Annotated in this window: 19 protein-coding genes; 15 read left to right on the plus strand and 4 right to left on the minus strand. The window is 64.6% G+C overall.

Going from position 1 to position 15,421, the window contains the following annotated elements:
* The first annotated feature begins 1 nt into the window (after window position 1).
* The 10 genes from ACZ9A3_RS04765 to ACZ9A3_RS04810 are packed head-to-tail and all read left to right on the plus strand — an operon-like array spanning window position 2 to window position 7,450.
* On the plus strand, window positions 2–778 hold the full coding sequence (locus tag ACZ9A3_RS04765; RefSeq protein WP_038996353.1) for a heme ABC transporter permease: 777 nt from the start codon (window positions 2–4) through the stop codon (window positions 776–778).
* On the plus strand, window positions 775–951 hold the full coding sequence (gene ccmD / locus ACZ9A3_RS04770) for a heme exporter protein CcmD (protein WP_038996352.1): 177 nt from the start codon (window positions 775–777) through the stop codon (window positions 949–951). The genes ACZ9A3_RS04765 and ccmD overlap by 4 nt, the downstream gene beginning before the upstream one ends.
* Window positions 948–1,403 carry a cytochrome c maturation protein CcmE gene (ccmE, locus tag ACZ9A3_RS04775; RefSeq protein ID WP_045200340.1) on the plus strand — a complete coding sequence of 152 codons (456 nt, stop codon included), beginning with the start codon at window positions 948–950 and terminating at the stop codon, window positions 1,401–1,403. Before ccmD ends, ccmE begins: the two co-directional genes overlap by 4 nt.
* Window positions 1,404–1,414: 11 nt before the next feature.
* Window positions 1,415–3,388, plus strand: a complete 1,974-nt coding sequence (locus ACZ9A3_RS04780) for a heme lyase CcmF/NrfE family subunit (RefSeq protein ID WP_176794336.1) — start codon at window positions 1,415–1,417, stop codon at window positions 3,386–3,388.
* Complete coding sequence (locus tag ACZ9A3_RS04785) at window positions 3,385–3,918, plus strand: DsbE family thiol:disulfide interchange protein (protein WP_045200344.1); 534 nt, start codon at window positions 3,385–3,387, stop codon at window positions 3,916–3,918. Before ACZ9A3_RS04780 ends, ACZ9A3_RS04785 begins: the two co-directional genes overlap by 4 nt.
* Window positions 3,915–4,391, plus strand: coding sequence for a cytochrome c-type biogenesis protein (locus ACZ9A3_RS04790; RefSeq protein ID WP_045200346.1), 477 nt, complete (start codon window positions 3,915–3,917; stop codon window positions 4,389–4,391). Before ACZ9A3_RS04785 ends, ACZ9A3_RS04790 begins: the two co-directional genes overlap by 4 nt.
* On the plus strand, window positions 4,384–5,586 hold the full coding sequence (ccmI, locus tag ACZ9A3_RS04795) for a c-type cytochrome biogenesis protein CcmI (protein ID WP_045200348.1): 1,203 nt from the start codon (window positions 4,384–4,386) through the stop codon (window positions 5,584–5,586). Before ACZ9A3_RS04790 ends, ccmI begins: the two co-directional genes overlap by 8 nt.
* A 10-nt stretch (window positions 5,587–5,596) precedes the next feature.
* A complete protein-coding gene (locus tag ACZ9A3_RS04800) occupies window positions 5,597–6,010 on the plus strand; it encodes a lipoprotein (protein WP_045200350.1) in 414 nt (137 codons plus the stop codon).
* A 47-nt stretch (window positions 6,011–6,057) separates the two neighbouring features.
* On the plus strand, window positions 6,058–6,996 hold the full coding sequence (locus tag ACZ9A3_RS04805; protein ID WP_258597068.1) for a 2-hydroxyacid dehydrogenase: 939 nt from the start codon (window positions 6,058–6,060) through the stop codon (window positions 6,994–6,996).
* Window positions 6,997–7,042: 46 nt separating this feature from the next.
* Complete coding sequence (locus tag ACZ9A3_RS04810; RefSeq protein WP_045200354.1) at window positions 7,043–7,450, plus strand: GFA family protein; 408 nt, start codon at window positions 7,043–7,045, stop codon at window positions 7,448–7,450.
* On the opposite strand, the gene ACZ9A3_RS04815 is transcribed toward ACZ9A3_RS04810, so the two are convergent.
* A complete protein-coding gene (locus ACZ9A3_RS04815; protein WP_476252186.1) occupies window positions 7,443–8,336 on the minus strand; it encodes a LysR substrate-binding domain-containing protein in 894 nt (297 codons plus the stop codon). The genes ACZ9A3_RS04810 and ACZ9A3_RS04815 overlap by 8 nt on opposite strands.
* Before the next feature lie 153 nt (window positions 8,337–8,489).
* Between ACZ9A3_RS04815 and ACZ9A3_RS04820 the strand changes: the two genes are divergently transcribed.
* From ACZ9A3_RS04820 to ACZ9A3_RS04830, 3 genes are all read left to right on the plus strand, one after another.
* Window positions 8,490–9,428 carry a DMT family transporter gene (locus tag ACZ9A3_RS04820; RefSeq protein WP_045200358.1) on the plus strand — a complete coding sequence of 313 codons (939 nt, stop codon included), beginning with the start codon at window positions 8,490–8,492 and terminating at the stop codon, window positions 9,426–9,428.
* A gap of 79 nt (window positions 9,429–9,507) precedes the next feature.
* Window positions 9,508–9,846, plus strand: coding sequence for an FKBP-type peptidyl-prolyl cis-trans isomerase (locus ACZ9A3_RS04825; RefSeq protein ID WP_195883382.1), 339 nt, complete (start codon window positions 9,508–9,510; stop codon window positions 9,844–9,846).
* 209 nt (window positions 9,847–10,055) lie between these two features.
* Window positions 10,056–10,718, plus strand: coding sequence for a hypothetical protein (locus tag ACZ9A3_RS04830; RefSeq protein ID WP_045200362.1), 663 nt, complete (start codon window positions 10,056–10,058; stop codon window positions 10,716–10,718).
* A gap of 3 nt (window positions 10,719–10,721) precedes the next feature.
* Here ACZ9A3_RS04830 and ACZ9A3_RS04835 read toward each other — a convergent pair whose 3' ends face one another.
* The 3 genes from ACZ9A3_RS04835 to ACZ9A3_RS04845 are packed head-to-tail and all read right to left on the minus strand — an operon-like array spanning window position 10,722 to window position 13,122.
* On the minus strand, window positions 10,722–11,408 hold the full coding sequence (locus ACZ9A3_RS04835) for a hypothetical protein (protein ID WP_093385558.1): 687 nt from the start codon (window positions 11,406–11,408) through the stop codon (window positions 10,722–10,724).
* Window positions 11,405–12,154: a hypothetical protein gene (locus ACZ9A3_RS04840; RefSeq protein WP_093385553.1), complete on the minus strand. Its 750-nt coding sequence runs from the start codon at window positions 12,152–12,154 to the stop codon at window positions 11,405–11,407. Before ACZ9A3_RS04840 ends, ACZ9A3_RS04835 begins: the two co-directional genes overlap by 4 nt.
* 44 nt (window positions 12,155–12,198) lie before the next feature.
* Window positions 12,199–13,122: a LysR family transcriptional regulator gene (locus ACZ9A3_RS04845; RefSeq protein ID WP_213602043.1), complete on the minus strand. Its 924-nt coding sequence runs from the start codon at window positions 13,120–13,122 to the stop codon at window positions 12,199–12,201.
* A 105-nt stretch (window positions 13,123–13,227) separates the two neighbouring features.
* Here ACZ9A3_RS04845 and ACZ9A3_RS04850 point away from each other — a divergent pair, with 105 nt between their 5' ends.
* Window positions 13,228–14,469: a D-amino acid dehydrogenase gene (locus ACZ9A3_RS04850; protein ID WP_213602041.1), complete on the plus strand. Its 1,242-nt coding sequence runs from the start codon at window positions 13,228–13,230 to the stop codon at window positions 14,467–14,469.
* A gap of 35 nt (window positions 14,470–14,504) precedes the next feature.
* The gene (locus ACZ9A3_RS04855; protein ID WP_476252187.1) at window positions 14,505–15,416 is read left to right on the plus strand and encodes a transporter substrate-binding domain-containing protein; all 912 of its coding nucleotides are present in this window, start codon (window positions 14,505–14,507) and stop codon (window positions 15,414–15,416) included.
* Window positions 15,417–15,421: the final 5 nt, after the last annotated feature.

A 15,421-nucleotide genomic window follows, 5' to 3' on the forward strand; every position in this document is an offset into this window, starting at 1 on the left:
GATGAAAAGCAGCGCAATCAGCTGGACGTGGTTTCACAAACTGGGTTCACCCAAATGGTTCTATTCCATCAGCGGGCGGATGCTGCCGTGGCTGGCGATTGCCGCCATCCTGCTGATCGGCATCGGCGTGGTCTGGGGCCTGGCCTTCGCGCCCCAGGATTACCAGCAAGGTAATAGCTTCCGGATCATCTACATCCACGTGCCGGCGGCGATGCTTGCCCAGTCCTGCTACGTGATGCTGGCGGTGGCCGGGGTGGTGGGCCTGGTGTGGAAGATGAAGATCGCCGACGTCGCCCTGCAATGCGCGGCGCCCATCGGCGCCTGGATGACCGCCGTGGCGCTGGTCACCGGCGCCATCTGGGGCAAGCCGACCTGGGGCAGCTGGTGGGTCTGGGATGCGCGACTGACGTCGATGCTGATCCTGCTTTTTCTGTACTTCGGTCTCATTGCCTTGAGCCATGCCATCAGCAATCGTGAGAGCGCGGCCAAGGCCTGCGCGGTGCTGGCCATCGTCGGGGTGATCAACATCCCGATCATCAAGTACTCGGTGGAGTGGTGGAACACCCTGCACCAGGGCGCCACCTTCACCCTCACCGAAAAGCCGGCGATGCCCGCCGAGATGTGGCTGCCGCTGCTGCTGACGGTGCTGGGTTTCTACTGCTTCTTCGGCGCCGTGCTGTTGTTGCGCATGCGCCTTGAAGTGCTCAAGCGCGAGGCGCGCGCCAGCTGGGTCAAGGAGGAGGTATTGAACAGCCTGGGTCGGGAGATGGCGCGATGAGCTTTGCCTCCTTCAGTGATTTTCTCGCCATGGGCCATCACGGCCTGTACGTCTGGTCGGCCTACGGCATCTGCCTGCTGGTGCTGGCCCTCAACGTCGCCGCGCCGGTGCGCGCCAAGCGCCGTTATTTGCAAGAACAGGCGCGCCGTCTGCGCCGGGAGAACAAACCGTGAATCCGCAGCGTAAAAAGCGTCTGTTCATCATCCTCGGCCTGCTGGCCGGGATTGGCATTGCCGTGGGCCTGGCCCTGAGTGCCCTGCAACAGAACATCAACCTGTTCTACACCCCGACCCAGATCGCCAACGGCGAAGCGCCGCTGGACACCCGCATCCGCGCTGGCGGCATGGTCGAGAAAGGCTCGCTGCAACGCTCCGGCGACTCGCTGGACGTGCGCTTCGTGGTCACCGACTTCAACAAGTCGGTGCCGATCACCTACCGCGGCATCCTCCCCGACCTGTTCCGCGAAGGGCAGGGCATCGTCGCCCTGGGCAAGCTCAACGCCGAAGGCGTGGTAGTGGCCGATGAAGTGCTGGCCAAGCACGACGAGAAATACATGCCGCCAGAGGTCACCAAGGCCCTCAAGGAAAGCGGCCAGGTCGCCACCGATGCCGGAGCCAAGCCATGAATGCGGCACTGATCATTCCTGAACTGGGCCAGCTGGCGATGATCCTGGCGATCTGCTTCGCCTGCGTCCAGGCCACCATCCCGCTGCTCGGCGCCTGGCGCGGCGACAGCCTGTGGATGAGCCTGGCGCGCCCGGCCGCCTGGGGCCAGTTCGCCTTCCTGGCGTTCGCTTTCGCCTGCCTGACCCACGCCTTCATGACCGACAACTTCTCGGTCGCCTATGTGGCCAACAACTCCAACAGCGCCTTGCCCTGGTACTTCAAGTTCAGCGCCGTGTGGGGCGCCCACGAGGGCTCGCTGCTGCTGTGGGCGATGATCCTCGGCGGCTGGACCTTTGCCGTGTCGATCTTTTCCCGGCAATTGCCGCAGGTGATGCTGGCGCGGGTGCTGGCGGTGATGGGCATGATCAGCGTCGGCTTCCTGTCGTTCCTGATCATCACCTCCAACCCGTTCAAGCGCCTGCTGCCGCAGATGCCGAGTGACGGCGCCGACCTCAACCCGCTGCTGCAGGACATCGGCCTGATCGTTCACCCGCCGATGCTGTACATGGGCTACGTGGGCTTCTCGGTGGCCTTCGCCTTCGCCATCGCCGCCTTGCTTGGCGGGCGCCTGGACGCCGCCTGGGCGCGCTGGTCGCGGCCGTGGACCATCGTCGCCTGGGCCTTCCTCGGTATCGGCATCACCCTCGGTTCCTGGTGGGCCTATTACGAGCTGGGCTGGGGCGGCTGGTGGTTCTGGGACCCGGTCGAGAACGCCTCGTTCATGCCCTGGCTGGTCGGCACCGCGCTGATTCACTCGCTGGCGGTCACCGAGAAGCGCGGCGTGTTCAAGAGCTGGACGGTGCTGTTGGCCATTGCCGCGTTCTCCCTGAGCCTGCTGGGTACCTTCCTGGTGCGTTCCGGGGTACTGACCTCGGTGCATGCCTTCGCCTCCGACCCTGAGCGCGGCATCTTCATCCTGATCTTCCTGCTGTTCGTGGTCGGCGGTTCGCTGACCCTGTTCGCCCTGCGCGCGCCAGTGGTCAAGAGCCAGGTCGGCTTTGCCCTGTGGTCGCGGGAAACCCTGCTGCTGGCCAATAATCTGATACTGGTGGTGGCGGCGTCGATGATCCTGCTCGGCACCCTTTACCCGCTGATTCTCGATGCCCTGACCGGGGCCAAGCTGTCGGTCGGCCCGCCGTACTTCGATGCGCTGTTCATCCCGTTGATGGCGCTGTTGATGGTGGTCATGGCGGTGGGCGTGCTGGTGCGCTGGAAAGACACCCCGAGCAAATGGCTGCTGGGAATGCTCACCCCGGTGCTGATCGCCAGCGCCGTGCTGGCACCGATCGGCGGCCTGCTGGTGGATGACTTTGACTGGCAGGTGCTGACCACCTTTGCCCTGGCTGCGTGGATTGTCCTGGCCGGGGCCCGCGACATCCTCGACAAGACCCGCCACAAAGGCTTGTTCAAAGGCCTGCGCGGCCTCAACCGCAGCTACTGGGGCATGCACGTCGCCCACCTGGGCCTGGCGGTGTGCGCCCTGGGCGTGGTGCTGTCGAGCAACAACAGCGCCGAACGCGACCTGCGCCTGGCGCCGGGCGAGTCGGTGGAGCTGGCCGGTTACCAGTTCATCTTCGAGGGCGCCAAGCATTTTGAGGGGCCGAACTTCACCTCCGACAAGGGCACCGTGCGGGTGGTCGAAAACGGTCGTGAGATCAGCGTGCTGCACCCGGAAAAACGCCTGTACACCGTGCAGCAGTCGATGATGACCGAAGCCGGCATCGATGCCGGTTTCACCCGTGATCTCTACGTCGCCCTCGGCGAGCCGCTGGATAACGGCGCCTGGGCGGTGCGGGTGCACGTCAAGCCGTTTGTGCGCTGGATCTGGCTGGGCGGCCTGCTGACCGGCCTGGGCGGTTTGCTGGCGGCACTGGATGGTCGCTATCGCGTCAAGGTTAAAACCCGTGTGCGTGAGGCACTGGGCATGTCTGGAGCTACTGCATGAAGCGTTGGATCATGGTGCTGCCGCTGGCGGTGTTTCTGCTGGTGGCGGTGTTTCTCTACCGCGGGCTGTTCCTCGACCCGAGCGAACTGCCCTCGGCGATGATCGGCAAGCCGTTCCCGGCCTTTGCCCTGCAATCGGTCGACGGCAAGCCGCTGACCGAGGCCGACCTGCTCGGCAAGCCGGCGCTGGTCAACGTCTGGGCCACCTGGTGCCCGTCGTGCAAGGTCGAGCACCCGTACCTGAACAAGCTGGCCGAGCAGGGCGTGGTGATCCACGGCGTCAACTACAAGGACGACAACGCCGCCGCACTGAAGTGGCTGGCCGAGTTCCACAACCCCTACCAGCTCGACATCCGTGACGAGCAGGGCAGCCTGGGCCTGGACCTGGGTGTTTATGGCGCGCCGGAAACCTTCCTGATCGATGCCAAGGGCGTCATCCGCTACAAGCACGTCGGGGTGGTTGACGCCACCGTTTGGCGCGAGCAACTGGCGCCGCAGTACCAGAGCCTGGTCGATGAGGCCAAGCCATGAAGCGCTGGCTGGCGGCCGCCGTCCTCGGCCTGAGCCTGGCCGGGGTAACCCAGGCGGCGATCGATACCTACCAGTTTGCCGATGAGGCGGAACGTGCGCGTTATCACGAGCTGACCAAGGAACTGCGCTGCCCCAAGTGCCAGAACCAGGACATCGCCGACTCCAACGCACCGATTGCCGCCGACCTGCGTCGGGAGATCTTCCGCATGCTCGGCGAGGGCCAGAGCAATCAGCAGATCATCGACTTCATGGTCGATCGCTACGGTGATTTCGTCCGCTACAAACCGGCCCTGAGCGCCCGCACCTGGCTGCTCTGGTTTGGCCCTGGCGTGTTGCTGCTGGGCGGCTTCACCGTGCTCGCGCTGATCGTGCGCAAGCGCCGTGGCCAGGCGGCAGCAGGCAACGCCGACCTTTCGTCCGAGGAGCGTGAGCGCCTCGCCAAATTGCTGGACAAAGAACAGACCCATGACTGATTTCTGGCTTGCTGCAGGCCTGCTGTTGCTGGTGGCCCTGAGCTTTTTGCTGATCCCGGTGTTGCGCGGCCGTCGTGCGCAACAGGAAGAAGACCGTACCGCCCTCAACGTCGCCCTGTATCAGGAGCGCGTCGCCGAACTGGCAAGCCAGCAGGCCGCCGGGGTGCTCGATGCCGAGCAGTTCGGCAAGGGCCGCGACGAGGCCGCGCGCGAGCTGCTGGCCGACACCGAGGGCGCTGAACCGCAGCGCCTGGGCCGCCTGGGCAAACCCTTGCCGCTGCTGGCGGCGGTGCTGGTGCCGCTGATGGGCCTGGGCCTGTACCTGCACTTTGGTGCCAGCGAGCAGGTCGAGCTGACCCAGCAGTTCGCCAAGGCGCCGCAGTCCATGGAAGAAATGACCCGCCGCCTGGAGCTGGCCGTCAAGGCCCAGCCGGATTCGGCCGAAGGCTTGTACTTCCTTGGCCGTGCCTACATGGCCCAGGAGCGTCCGGCCGACGCCGCCAACGTCTTCGAGCGTGCCGCCGCGGTTGCCGGGCGCCAGCCGGAGCTGCTCGGGCAGTGGGCGCAGGCGCTGTACTTTGCCAACAACAAGCAATGGAGCGGGCAATTGCAGGCCCTCACCGACGAAGCGCTCAAGGCCGACCCCAACGAAGTCACCAGCCTTGGCCTGCTGGGCATCGCTGCATTCGAGGCTGAGCACTACCAGCAAGCCATTGATTACTGGAACCGCCTGCTGGCGCAACTGCCCGAGGGCGACGCCTCGCGGGCAGCGTTGCAGGGCGGTATCGAGCGCGCCAGCGACAAGCTCAAGGCCGGCGAGGGCAAGGCCGCACCGGCAGTTGCCGAGCAGGGCACGGCACGCCTGAAGGTTCGGGTCGAGCTTGCGGCGGCGCTCAAGGACAAGGTCAAGGCCGATGACACTGTATTCATCTTTGCCCGTGCAAGTTCCGGCCCGCCGATGCCGCTGGCGGCCAAGCGGGTAACCGTGGCGCAGCTGCCGATCGAGGTCGAGCTGAGCGACAGCGACGCGATGATGCCGAACATGAAACTGTCGAGCTTCCCTGAAGTCCAACTGGTTGCGCGCATCTCTCGCGCTGGCCAGCCGACCCAGGGCGAATGGGTTGGCAAGGGTGCTCCGCTGGCCAGCAGCACGACCGCTGCGCAGCACCTGACCATCGACAGCCCGGACCAGTAAGAGACCGACTATGAACAGCATCGCACGCCTGACCCTTCTTTCCCTGGTTGTGGGCTTGAGTGCATGTACCGTTCACCAGCCCTCCGAACCCACCGCGCCGCCAATCGAAACCCTGCCGCCGGGCCCGGGCAGCAAGCCTGCGCCCAAGCCGGGCGCGGTGCCGAGCAAGCCGGCCGTGACCCCGGTGCCCAAGCCAGTGCAGCGTACCTCACCGAGCTTTGCGCCTCCGCCCGGTGGCGCCAGCCACTGGGACCCGCGCCTGGGCGTGTATGTGCTCGACGGCAAGACCAACACCTTCTATCGCCAGCGCACCTACTACCGCTGGAACAACGGCTGGAGCTGGTCGACCAACCTCAACGGCCCCTGGCAGGAAACCGACAGCAGTGGCGTGCCGGGCGGTCTGGGCCGGGCTTTCGCCCAGTAACCTGAGCTGCGCATAATGCCCCCTCGCCAATAGCCCGGGAGCAAGGCATGACACAAACGGTACTGGTGCTGGTAGAAACGGTCGACGACTACCTTCCCCTGTTGGAACACAACGGCTTTCGCCTGATCCGCGCGCAGACCCCGGCCTTGCGCGCCGAGGCCATTGCCCGCCATGGCAGCCAGATCGATGCAGTGCTGACCCGGGGTCCGCTGGGCCTGTACGCCGATGAAATGGCCGCGTTGCCCGCCTTGAAAATCATCTGTGTGATCGGTGCCGGTTACGAGCAGGTCGACCTTGCGGCCGCTGCTGCCCGGGGTATTACTGTGACCAACGGTGCTGGCGCCAATGCCACGGCGGTCGCCGACCATGCCATGGCCTTGCTGCTGGCGGTGGTGCGCGATATTCCCCGCGCCGATGCCTCGACCCGCCGTGGCGAGTGGAACCGGGTGATCAGCCCGTCGGTCAGCGGCAAGCGCCTGGGCATTCTCGGCCTCGGCGCGGTCGGCCTGGCGATCGCCAAGCGGGCAGCGCAGGGCTTCGACATGCCGGTGAATTACCACAACCGCACGCCGCGTAGCGACGTCGCTTATCACTATTGCGACAGCCCCCTGGCCTTGGCCCGGGAATCGGACTTTCTGATTGTCGCCACCCCGGGCGGCGCCGCTACTCACCAGTTGATCGACAAGCCGGTGCTTGAAGCGCTGGGGGCAGAGGGCTTTCTGGTCAACATCGCCCGGGCTAGCGTCGTCAGCACGGCGGACCTGGTCGATGCCTTGGAAAACGGCGTGATCGCCGGTGCCGGGCTGGATGTGTTCGATGACGAACCGGCAGTGCCCGAAGCCCTGAAGGCCTTGCCCACGGTAGTGCTGACCCCGCACGTCGCCGGCCAGTCGCCGGAAGCGGCGCGCGACACCGTGCAACTGGTGCTACGCAACCTGCAGGCGTTTTTTGCCGGCGAGCCGGTGCTGACCCCGGTCACGGCCTGACAGCTGCTAGACTTGCCGGCTCTTCTCCCAGCAAGGAGCCTTGATCATGTCCCTGGAAAAACACGGTAGCTGCCTGTGCGGCGCCGTCAAACTCAGCGTCAGCCTTGAGAAAGCCAGCGTCAACGCCTGCCATTGCGGCATGTGCCGGCAGTGGGGCGGCGGGCCGTTTTTGTCGGTGCACTGCGCGCAGCCAGTGAAGTTCACCCGCGGCCAGCCGGTGTTCCATGACTCCTCCGACTGGGCCCAGCGCGGGTTCTGCGGCGCCTGTGGCACGCACCTGTTGTACCGGCTGAAATCCGGCAATTTCGACGCGGTGTCGGTGGGTGTACTTGAGGGTGACACCGACTGGGTGTTCGACCTACAGGTGTATATCGACAAGAAACCTGAGTACTACTGCCTGGCCCGAGGCACGCCGACGATGACCGCAGCCGAAGTCGAAGCCATGTTCAGCTAAGCGCCAGCAACCAGTCCTCGAACACCTGCGCCGCCGGCGAGCGCAGGGCCTGTTTGTCGTGCACCAGGTAGTCGGCTTGCCCGGTGTGCACGACAAACTCCGAGACCTGGCGGATCAGGCCGTTGTCGATCCGCTCGCGGGCCATGAACTCCCAGCCAAGGCCCACGCCCATCCCCTGCATCACCGCATCGAACACCAGGTTGACCTGGTTGAAGGTCACCGCATTGGCCGGCGCCTGGTAACGCAAGCCCTGATGGCCGAACCAGTCCTGCCAGTCCAGGCAGTTCCAGGCCGAGGCATCCAGCTGGATCAACGGCAAGGCTTGCAACTCACTCAGTGACTGCACAGCGGGCAGGGCACGTTTGACGCTGGCGATCGGGTAGATGGCCTCATCGAACAACTTGCTGGCCTTGAGCGAGCTCCAGTGGCCATGGCCATAGAGAATGCCGAAGTCGTAATTGCCAATATCGCTTTCGCTGATTTCGTTGCTGGCATGAATGTTCACCGTCAGCTCCGGGTGCTGTTCGTTGAAGCGCAGCAGGCGCGGAAACAACCAGTACTGGGCCACCGCATGGGTGCAGATGACGCTGACGTTGCGGCTGCCGTGGCCGCTTTTAAGACGCAGCACATTGGCCAGCAGGCTTTCCAGCATGGGCTCGACGATGGCATTGAAGCCGTCGCCGGCCGCCGTCAATGCGATGCCCCGGGCGCGGCGCTCGAACAGCAGCGCACCGAGGTGTTCTTCCAGCAGCTTGATCTGTTTGCTCACCGCGCTCTGGGTCAGGTACAGCTCGCTGGCCGCGCGGGTAAAGCTGCCGGTACGCACCACTGCCTCGAACGCGACCAGGGTGTCCAGGGGTGGCAGGTGACGGCTGAAGCGGCTCATGTGACGGTCCGGTCTGGGGAATGTCTGAATCATAAGGTCGATGCTTTCAGCGTGAAAGGTATTCCTGCAGGGAATGCCTGCATGCCGAATGATCTTTTGTCCAGGCGCTGTCCAGGCGTTAGCCTGCGCTCTTCTTAGATCAGGAGCAGGCACGTGAAACGGGGTGTGGCGTATGCCGGGGTAGCCGGTGCGATGTGGGGGCTGGTATTGATGGTGCCGCAGCTGTTGCCGGAGTTCAGCCCGGTGCTGCTCAGCTGCGCGCGTTTCGTGCTGTTCGGCCTGGTGACCCTGGTGCTGGCGATCCCCATGCGCAAGGCCCTCGGACGCCTGACCCTGGGCGACCTGTGGATGATCGGGCGCCTGGCGCTGATCGGCAACCTGCTGTACTTCATCTGCCTGGTGGCGGCGATCCAGCGCCTGGGTGTAGCGCCGGCGTCGTTGATTGTCGGCGTACTGCCGCTGACCATCACCCTGTATGGCCGTCACGACAGCGGCGGGGTGGCGCTGCGTCAGTTGTTGCTGCCGCTGGGCCTGATCCTGGCCGGCATGCTGTGCATCAACCTGCAGACCTTTGCCCTCGAGCCGGGAGCGGTGGCCGACAAACTGGCCGGGGTACTTTATGCCCTCGGCGCGCTGGCCTGCTGGACCTGGTACGCGGTGCACAACAGCCGTTACCTCAAGCAGTGCGGGCATTTCGACAGCCATCAATGGTCGGTGCTCAACGGGGTGATGACCGGCGTGTTGAGCCTGGTGCTGGTGGCGCTGCTGGCGCTGTGGCAGCCGGCGCAGTTGCAGGTCGAGGCGGCGCCTGAGCGCTGGACGCTGTTCTGGCTGTACAGCCTGGGTTGCGCGGTGTTCGGCTCGTGGCTGGCGGCGCTGCTGTGGAATGCCGCGTCCAAGCGCATGCCAGTGACGTTGAGCGGCCAGTTGATCGTCTTCGAGACCCTGTTCGCTTTGCTCTACGCCTTCATCTGGCGTCAGAGCGGCCCGAGCCTGCTGGAGGGCCTGGCGATTGTCCTGGTGATCGGCGGCGTCTGCTGGTCGATGCGCCAGCACGAGCCGGGCAGGGTGGTGGTGACTGCCCAGGCTTGATCGCTGGCCTTGCAAAACCTCGCCAACCCTGCGAAAACGCTGGCCACCAAAGGCATATCCCGCTTCAACGAGGTCAAGCATGAGCAGCGAACTGCAAATCATCGATATCCAGCCAGGCGACGGCAAGGCCGTGGTCAAGGGCGCGCTGATCACCACCCAGTACACCGGCTGGCTCGCCGACGGCACGGAGTTCGACTCCTCCCACAGCCGCGGCAAGCCGTTCCAGTGCGTGATCGGCACCGGCCGGGTGATCAAGGGCTGGGACCAGGGCCTGATGGGCATGCAGGTCGGCGGCAAACGCAAACTGCTGGTGCCGGCGCACCTGGGCTATGGCGAGCGCAGCATGGGCAAGATCCCGCCCAACTCCGACCTGACCTTCGAGATCGAGTTGCTCGAAGTCCTTACCCGCGACGATTGAGCGCCGTCGGTCTTAATTCAGCAACATCAAGGCGCTACAGTAGCTCTGGCTCAGGGCCGAGCGCTCAGGGATCGAACCAAATGGCATTCTTGCACTCTGAAGCATGCCCGATTCCACGGATGGAGCATCAGACAGGGATCCCCCCGCGGCTTCGGCCGCGGGGTGGCACAGGCGGGTCAGCCTCAACCCTTTTTGCTGTGAAGAGCCCTATGAAGTTGCCCTCCCTGTTCAAGCGTCACCGTCACGCTGCGTTGTCCCTTGCCCTGCTTGCCGGTGTCGGCCTGCTGGCCGTCGAGGCGCTGGAAAGCCGCGCAGCACCTGTGGACGGTGTGCAGACCCTGGTGTTCCTGCGTCATGCCGAAAAGCCCGGCGAGGGCCTGGGGCAGCTCAACTGCCAGGGCCTGAACCGCGCCCTGGACCTGGCCACCTTGCTGCCGGAGAAGTTCGGCAAGGCCGACTATGTGTTCGCGGCCAACCCGTCCCGGCACGTCGAAGAGGGCAGCAACGACGACGCCTACAGCTATATCCGCCCGCTGATGACCATCAGCCCCAGTGCCATCAAGCTCGGCCTGCCGGTGAACATCGACTTCGGCGCCAACGATACCGGCGATCTGGCCGACGAACTGCTGCAGGACAAGTACCGCAACGCCACCGTCTATACCGCCTGGTCCCACGGCTACCTGCCGGAACTGATCAACACCGTGGCCGGCAAGGCCCTCGGTGAAAAACGGGTGATCACCGACGACTGGGACGGCGAGGACTTCGACTCGATGTACGTACTGACCCTGACCTGGCACGACGGCAAGGCCAGCCTGCTCAGCCGCAACTACAAGCAGGGCCTGAACAACGGCGAGCACAGCTGCCCGAGCTGATACTCAGTTCAGCGCTTCGAACTGCCCCTTGGCCTCGCGCCATTCAAACACCTTGCCCAGGCAATAGCTGTTGGCTTCTAGCAGCACCTGGGTACTGCCGCCTTCAAGACGCACCTTGACGCTGTCGATACCCTGGCTGTAGCAACCGGGCAGGCCTACGTCGAGGGTTTGCACGCGCTTGCCGCTGGCCTTGTCGATGACCTCGATGGTCTTCACCCGGTCGTGGTCATCGGCCAGCGGAATCTGGAAATAGAAACGCTCGGTAGAGGCCGCCTGGGGCAGTGACGCAGTGCCGGCAGGCCAGACCTGTTGATGACCGAAGTCCGCTACCAGGCGCAACTCCAGGGGAAGTTGCCGGGCATTGGCGTAGGCCGTCCAGGTGCCGAGTATCGGCTTGGTGGCGGCGTTGTCATCGGGGTTGTAGAACTTCAGCCGAGCGGTGGGCAGACCGGCGCTGTCCAGTTCGTCCATGAACAACTGGCGGCCGGCGTTGACCGAGCGCTTGAGGCGGATCGGCGTGCGGTAGCGGTCGTAAAAGTAGAAACCGTGCTTGTAGTCATTGGTTTTCTCGATCACCAGGGTGATCGCCTGCTTGCCCAGGGTGCCCTGGTAAACGGACTGGTAAGCCTGGGCGCCCAGGCTCAGGCCGAGCAACCCGGCGCCCAGCAGGCATTTGCCCAAGGTGTTCATTGGTTGCGCTCCCTGGCTTGTTGCTCGGTCTTGAGCTCATAGCGATTGCTGTCGGCTTGATACACGTAGTACTGCGGGTCTTGCCCTGCAGCACCGCCGCTGGCCAATTGCCCGACCGGGATGGCCTTGAAATCGGTCACACCGTCAGCGTTGAAGTCGGCAAAACTCAGGCTCGCAGTGCCCTGGAAAAACAGCGCCAGGTTATCGATGACCTGCACCGGCTGGCCGCTGGTGCGATCGAGGACAGTGATGCGATCGATGGTGCCGACATACTCGCCGGCGGCCTTGTGTGCATGCACGCGAAATAGCCGGCGGCCGTCCAGCGGCAGTTGCAGCAGTTCGCCCTGCCAGGACGAATCCTGACGGTCGCTGAAGCGGGTCACGCGCTTGAGCGCCAGCGCCTGTCGTTCGCGGTTGCGCAGATCAACCCGGGTGCCGGTCAGCTCGCGGTCGTGGCTGAAGGCAAACGGCTGAATCAGCAGTGCAGCGGACGGCAGCTCCGGGTTGTTGAAGATGTTGATCAACAGCGGCAAGCGATAGTCATGGGGCGTGCGCTCAAGGGGGATCAGCCACTGGCGCTGTTCATCAAGCCAGTAACCCTCGAGGGTCTTGTGCTGGGCGTCGTAGGTCAGGGCGACTTCAATGGCGGTGTCGCCCTGGGTGCCGCGATAGACGTGCACGGGCGGCACGGCCAGGACAGTGGCACTGGCGAACAGCGCGGCAAACGCAATGAAAAGTCGAACCATGCTGCGATCCTTGCAAAGGTGGGGGCGCAAGGATGGGCTGCTTGTCAGCGCTTTTCAAGGCGAGACGCGCGGCTGACGTGGGCGATCTGTTCTTCGGCCCGTTCGCTGAACAGTTGCAAGAGGTCGTCGAGCGTGTGCGGCTGGCTTTCGTTGGCGCGGGTCAGGGCGTACAGGGTAATCGGCAAGGCCGGATCCAACGGCCGCACCAGCGTTTGCGCCGAGCCTTGGGCGGTGAACGGATCGATCAAAGCCAACCCCGCTCCGGATTCGACCATGGCCCGGGCCAGGGAGTAGGTCTGCACCCGGATGCTGGTGCGCGGCGCCGGCTCAAGGTTCTTCAGGTACTGGCCGACCTGGGCGGCCAGCGGGTCGCTGCTGCTCAGGCCGATCAAGGGCGCATCGGCCAGTTCTTCAACTGCCAGCGCCAAGCCCTGGCTGTCTGCGCTCCAGTAGCCTTTGGGGGCCAGTGCCACCAGCTTGCCGTGGGCCAGGGGCTGGACATTCAGGCCGGGGTGTTCGGGGTGGCGCAAGGTCAGGGCGACATCGATTTCGCGCATCAGCAACTGCTGCACCAGCTCGCGGCTGTGCAGGCTCGACAGTTCGCATTCGGACTGCGGGTGGCGCTCGGCCCATTGGCGGATCACCGGCGCAAACAACGCCAGGGCCAGCGCCGGCGTCGCCCCGATGCGCAGGCTCATGCCCGGTTGCCGGCGCAGGCTGGCGGCCAGGCGCCGCACCCCTTCAACGCTGTCGCTGACCTTGTCGACTTCGCGTTCCAGGGCCAGGGCCTCGGGGGTGATCTGCAACTTGCCGCGCACCCGCAGGAACAGCGGGAAACCCAGCTGCGCTTCGGCGTGTTGGAGTATTTTCGACACCGCCGGCTGGGTGACGTGCAGCAACTGCGCGGCGCCGCTGATGGAGCCGGTCTGGCGGATGGCCTGGAACACTTCGATATGACGCAAGCGCATGGGGTAGCCCATAACCTTTGTTTATGGTCTGCCCATTTTTATTCATTATCGTCAGGCTGTCACCGGGCCTAGTCTGAAGGCCTTCAGATTGGCGGATGAAAGCACATGGCACAGCGGGTAACGGTGATCGGCGGCGGCGTGATTGGTCTGGCAACGGCCTACGCGCTGGTGCGCGAAGGCTTTGCCGTCGATCTGGTCGAGGCACGCGAGGGCCTGGCGGGCGGCACCAGCTTTGCCAATGGCGGGCAGTTGTCCTATCGCTATGTCGCGCCGCTGGCCGATGCCGGGGTGCCGTTGCAGGCGCTGGGCTGGCTGCTGCGCAGCGAGTCACCGCTCAAGTTACGCCCGCGCCTGGACCTGGCGCAGTGGCGCTGGATGGGCGCGTTCATGGCGGCGTGTCGCAGTTCGGTCAATCGCACCAATGCCGCACATCTGCTGCGCCTGGCCTTGCTCAGCCAGGGTACGCTCAAGCAATGGCGCGAGGACGATGGCCTGGACGGCTTTGCCTGGCGGCGCAATGGCAAGCTGGTGACCTTTCGTAATCGCGCAACCTTTGCCCATGCCCGCCAGCACCTGCTCGACCCGCAGGGCCAGCAGGTGCTGGATGCGCAGGAGATCCGCGCGCTGGAACCGGCCCTGGCCGATGCGCCGTTCATTGGCGGGGTGTTCACCGCGGATGAAGAGGTCGCCGATTGTCATCGTTTCTGCCTGGCCCTGGTCGAGCGCCTGCAGGCGTCGGGGCAATGCCGCCTGATGCTCGGGCAAGCAGTGACGCGCATCCGCCACAGTGGTGGGGTAGTGCAGGCGCTGGAGCTGAGCGAGCAGGTCGTGCCGGTGGAGCGCCTGGTGCTGTGCGCCGGGCACCGCAGCGCCAGCCTCAGCCTGCCGGGGCTGCAGTTGCCGATCTATCCGCTCAAAGGCTACAGCCTGACCGCACCGATCAAGGCCGGGCAGCGGGCACCGCAGGTAAGCATCACCGACTACGACCGCAAAATCGTCTATGCCCGCCTCGAAGACCAACTGCGCGTCGCCGCCATGGTCGACATCGTCGGCTTTGATGAATCGCTCGATCCGGCACGGCTGGCCAGCATGCGCCAGTTGGCCGGGGCGACCTTGCCCGATGCCGCCGACTACGCCCAGGCCCGCGAATGGGCCGGCATGCGCCCGGCCACCCCCAGCGGCGTACCGTTGCTCGGGGCCACGGCGTACCGCAACCTGTGGCTCAATCTTGGCCATGGCGCCCTGGGTTTCACCCTGGCCTGCGCCAGTGGCCAGCTGTTGGCCGAACTGATCGCGGGTCGCGCGCCGTCAATCGACCTGCACGGCCTGACCCCACGGGCGGCCTGAACCGAACAAGAACAACAACCGCAAGGAGTGTCCCGATGTCGATTCCCCGTTTGCACCGTCCTGCTCTGCTTGCCCTGTCATTGTGTTTTGCCCAGCCGCTGCTGGCGCAAACGCCGACGCTCAGCGGCAGCCTGAAGAAGATCGCCGAATCCGGCAGCATCACCCTCGGCTATCGCGACTCGTCCATTCCGTTTTCTTATGTGGGCGACCACAGCGGCAAGCCCATGGGCTATTCGGTCGATCTTGCGGCTGAGATCGTCAAGCACCTGCAGGCCAAGCTGGCGGTGCCGCCGCTCAAGGTGCGCTACAACCTGGTGACTTCGCAGACGCGCATCCCGCTGGTGCAGAACGGCACGGTCGATCTGGAGTGCGGCACCACCGGGGTCACCGCCGAGCGGCAGAAGCAGGTGGATTTCTCCTATGGCTTTATTTTCGTCAAAGGCCAGTTGCTGACCAAAAAAGACAGCGGCATCCAGGGCCTGGATGACCTCAAGGGCAAGAATGTGGTCAGCACCGCCGGCACCACCAACGAGAAGTACCTGAAGAACTACAACCTGAAGCACCAGTTGGGGGCTTCGGTGATCAGTGCCAAGGACCACGGCGAGGCGTTCATGATGCTGCAGTCCGGGCGCGCGGCGGCGTTCTACATGGATGATGCGCTGCTGTACGGCGAGCGGGCCAAGGCGCGCAATCCGCACGACTGGGTGGTGGTGGGCGAGGCGCAATCGAAGGAGATCTACAGCTGCATGGTGCGCAAGGGCGATGACGGCTTGCTGGCGCTGGTCAATGAAGCGTTGGCGGATGTCTATCGCAGCGGGCGCATCGAGGCGATCTACAACCGCTGGTTCCAGCAGCCGATTCCACCCAATGGCCTGAACCTGGAGTTTGCGATGACCAGTGAACTGAAGGGCCTGATTGCCAGGCCGTCGAGTGAGCCGGTGCAGTAGTTTCT

The organism is Pseudomonas sp. TE4620, from assembly GCF_056279045.1.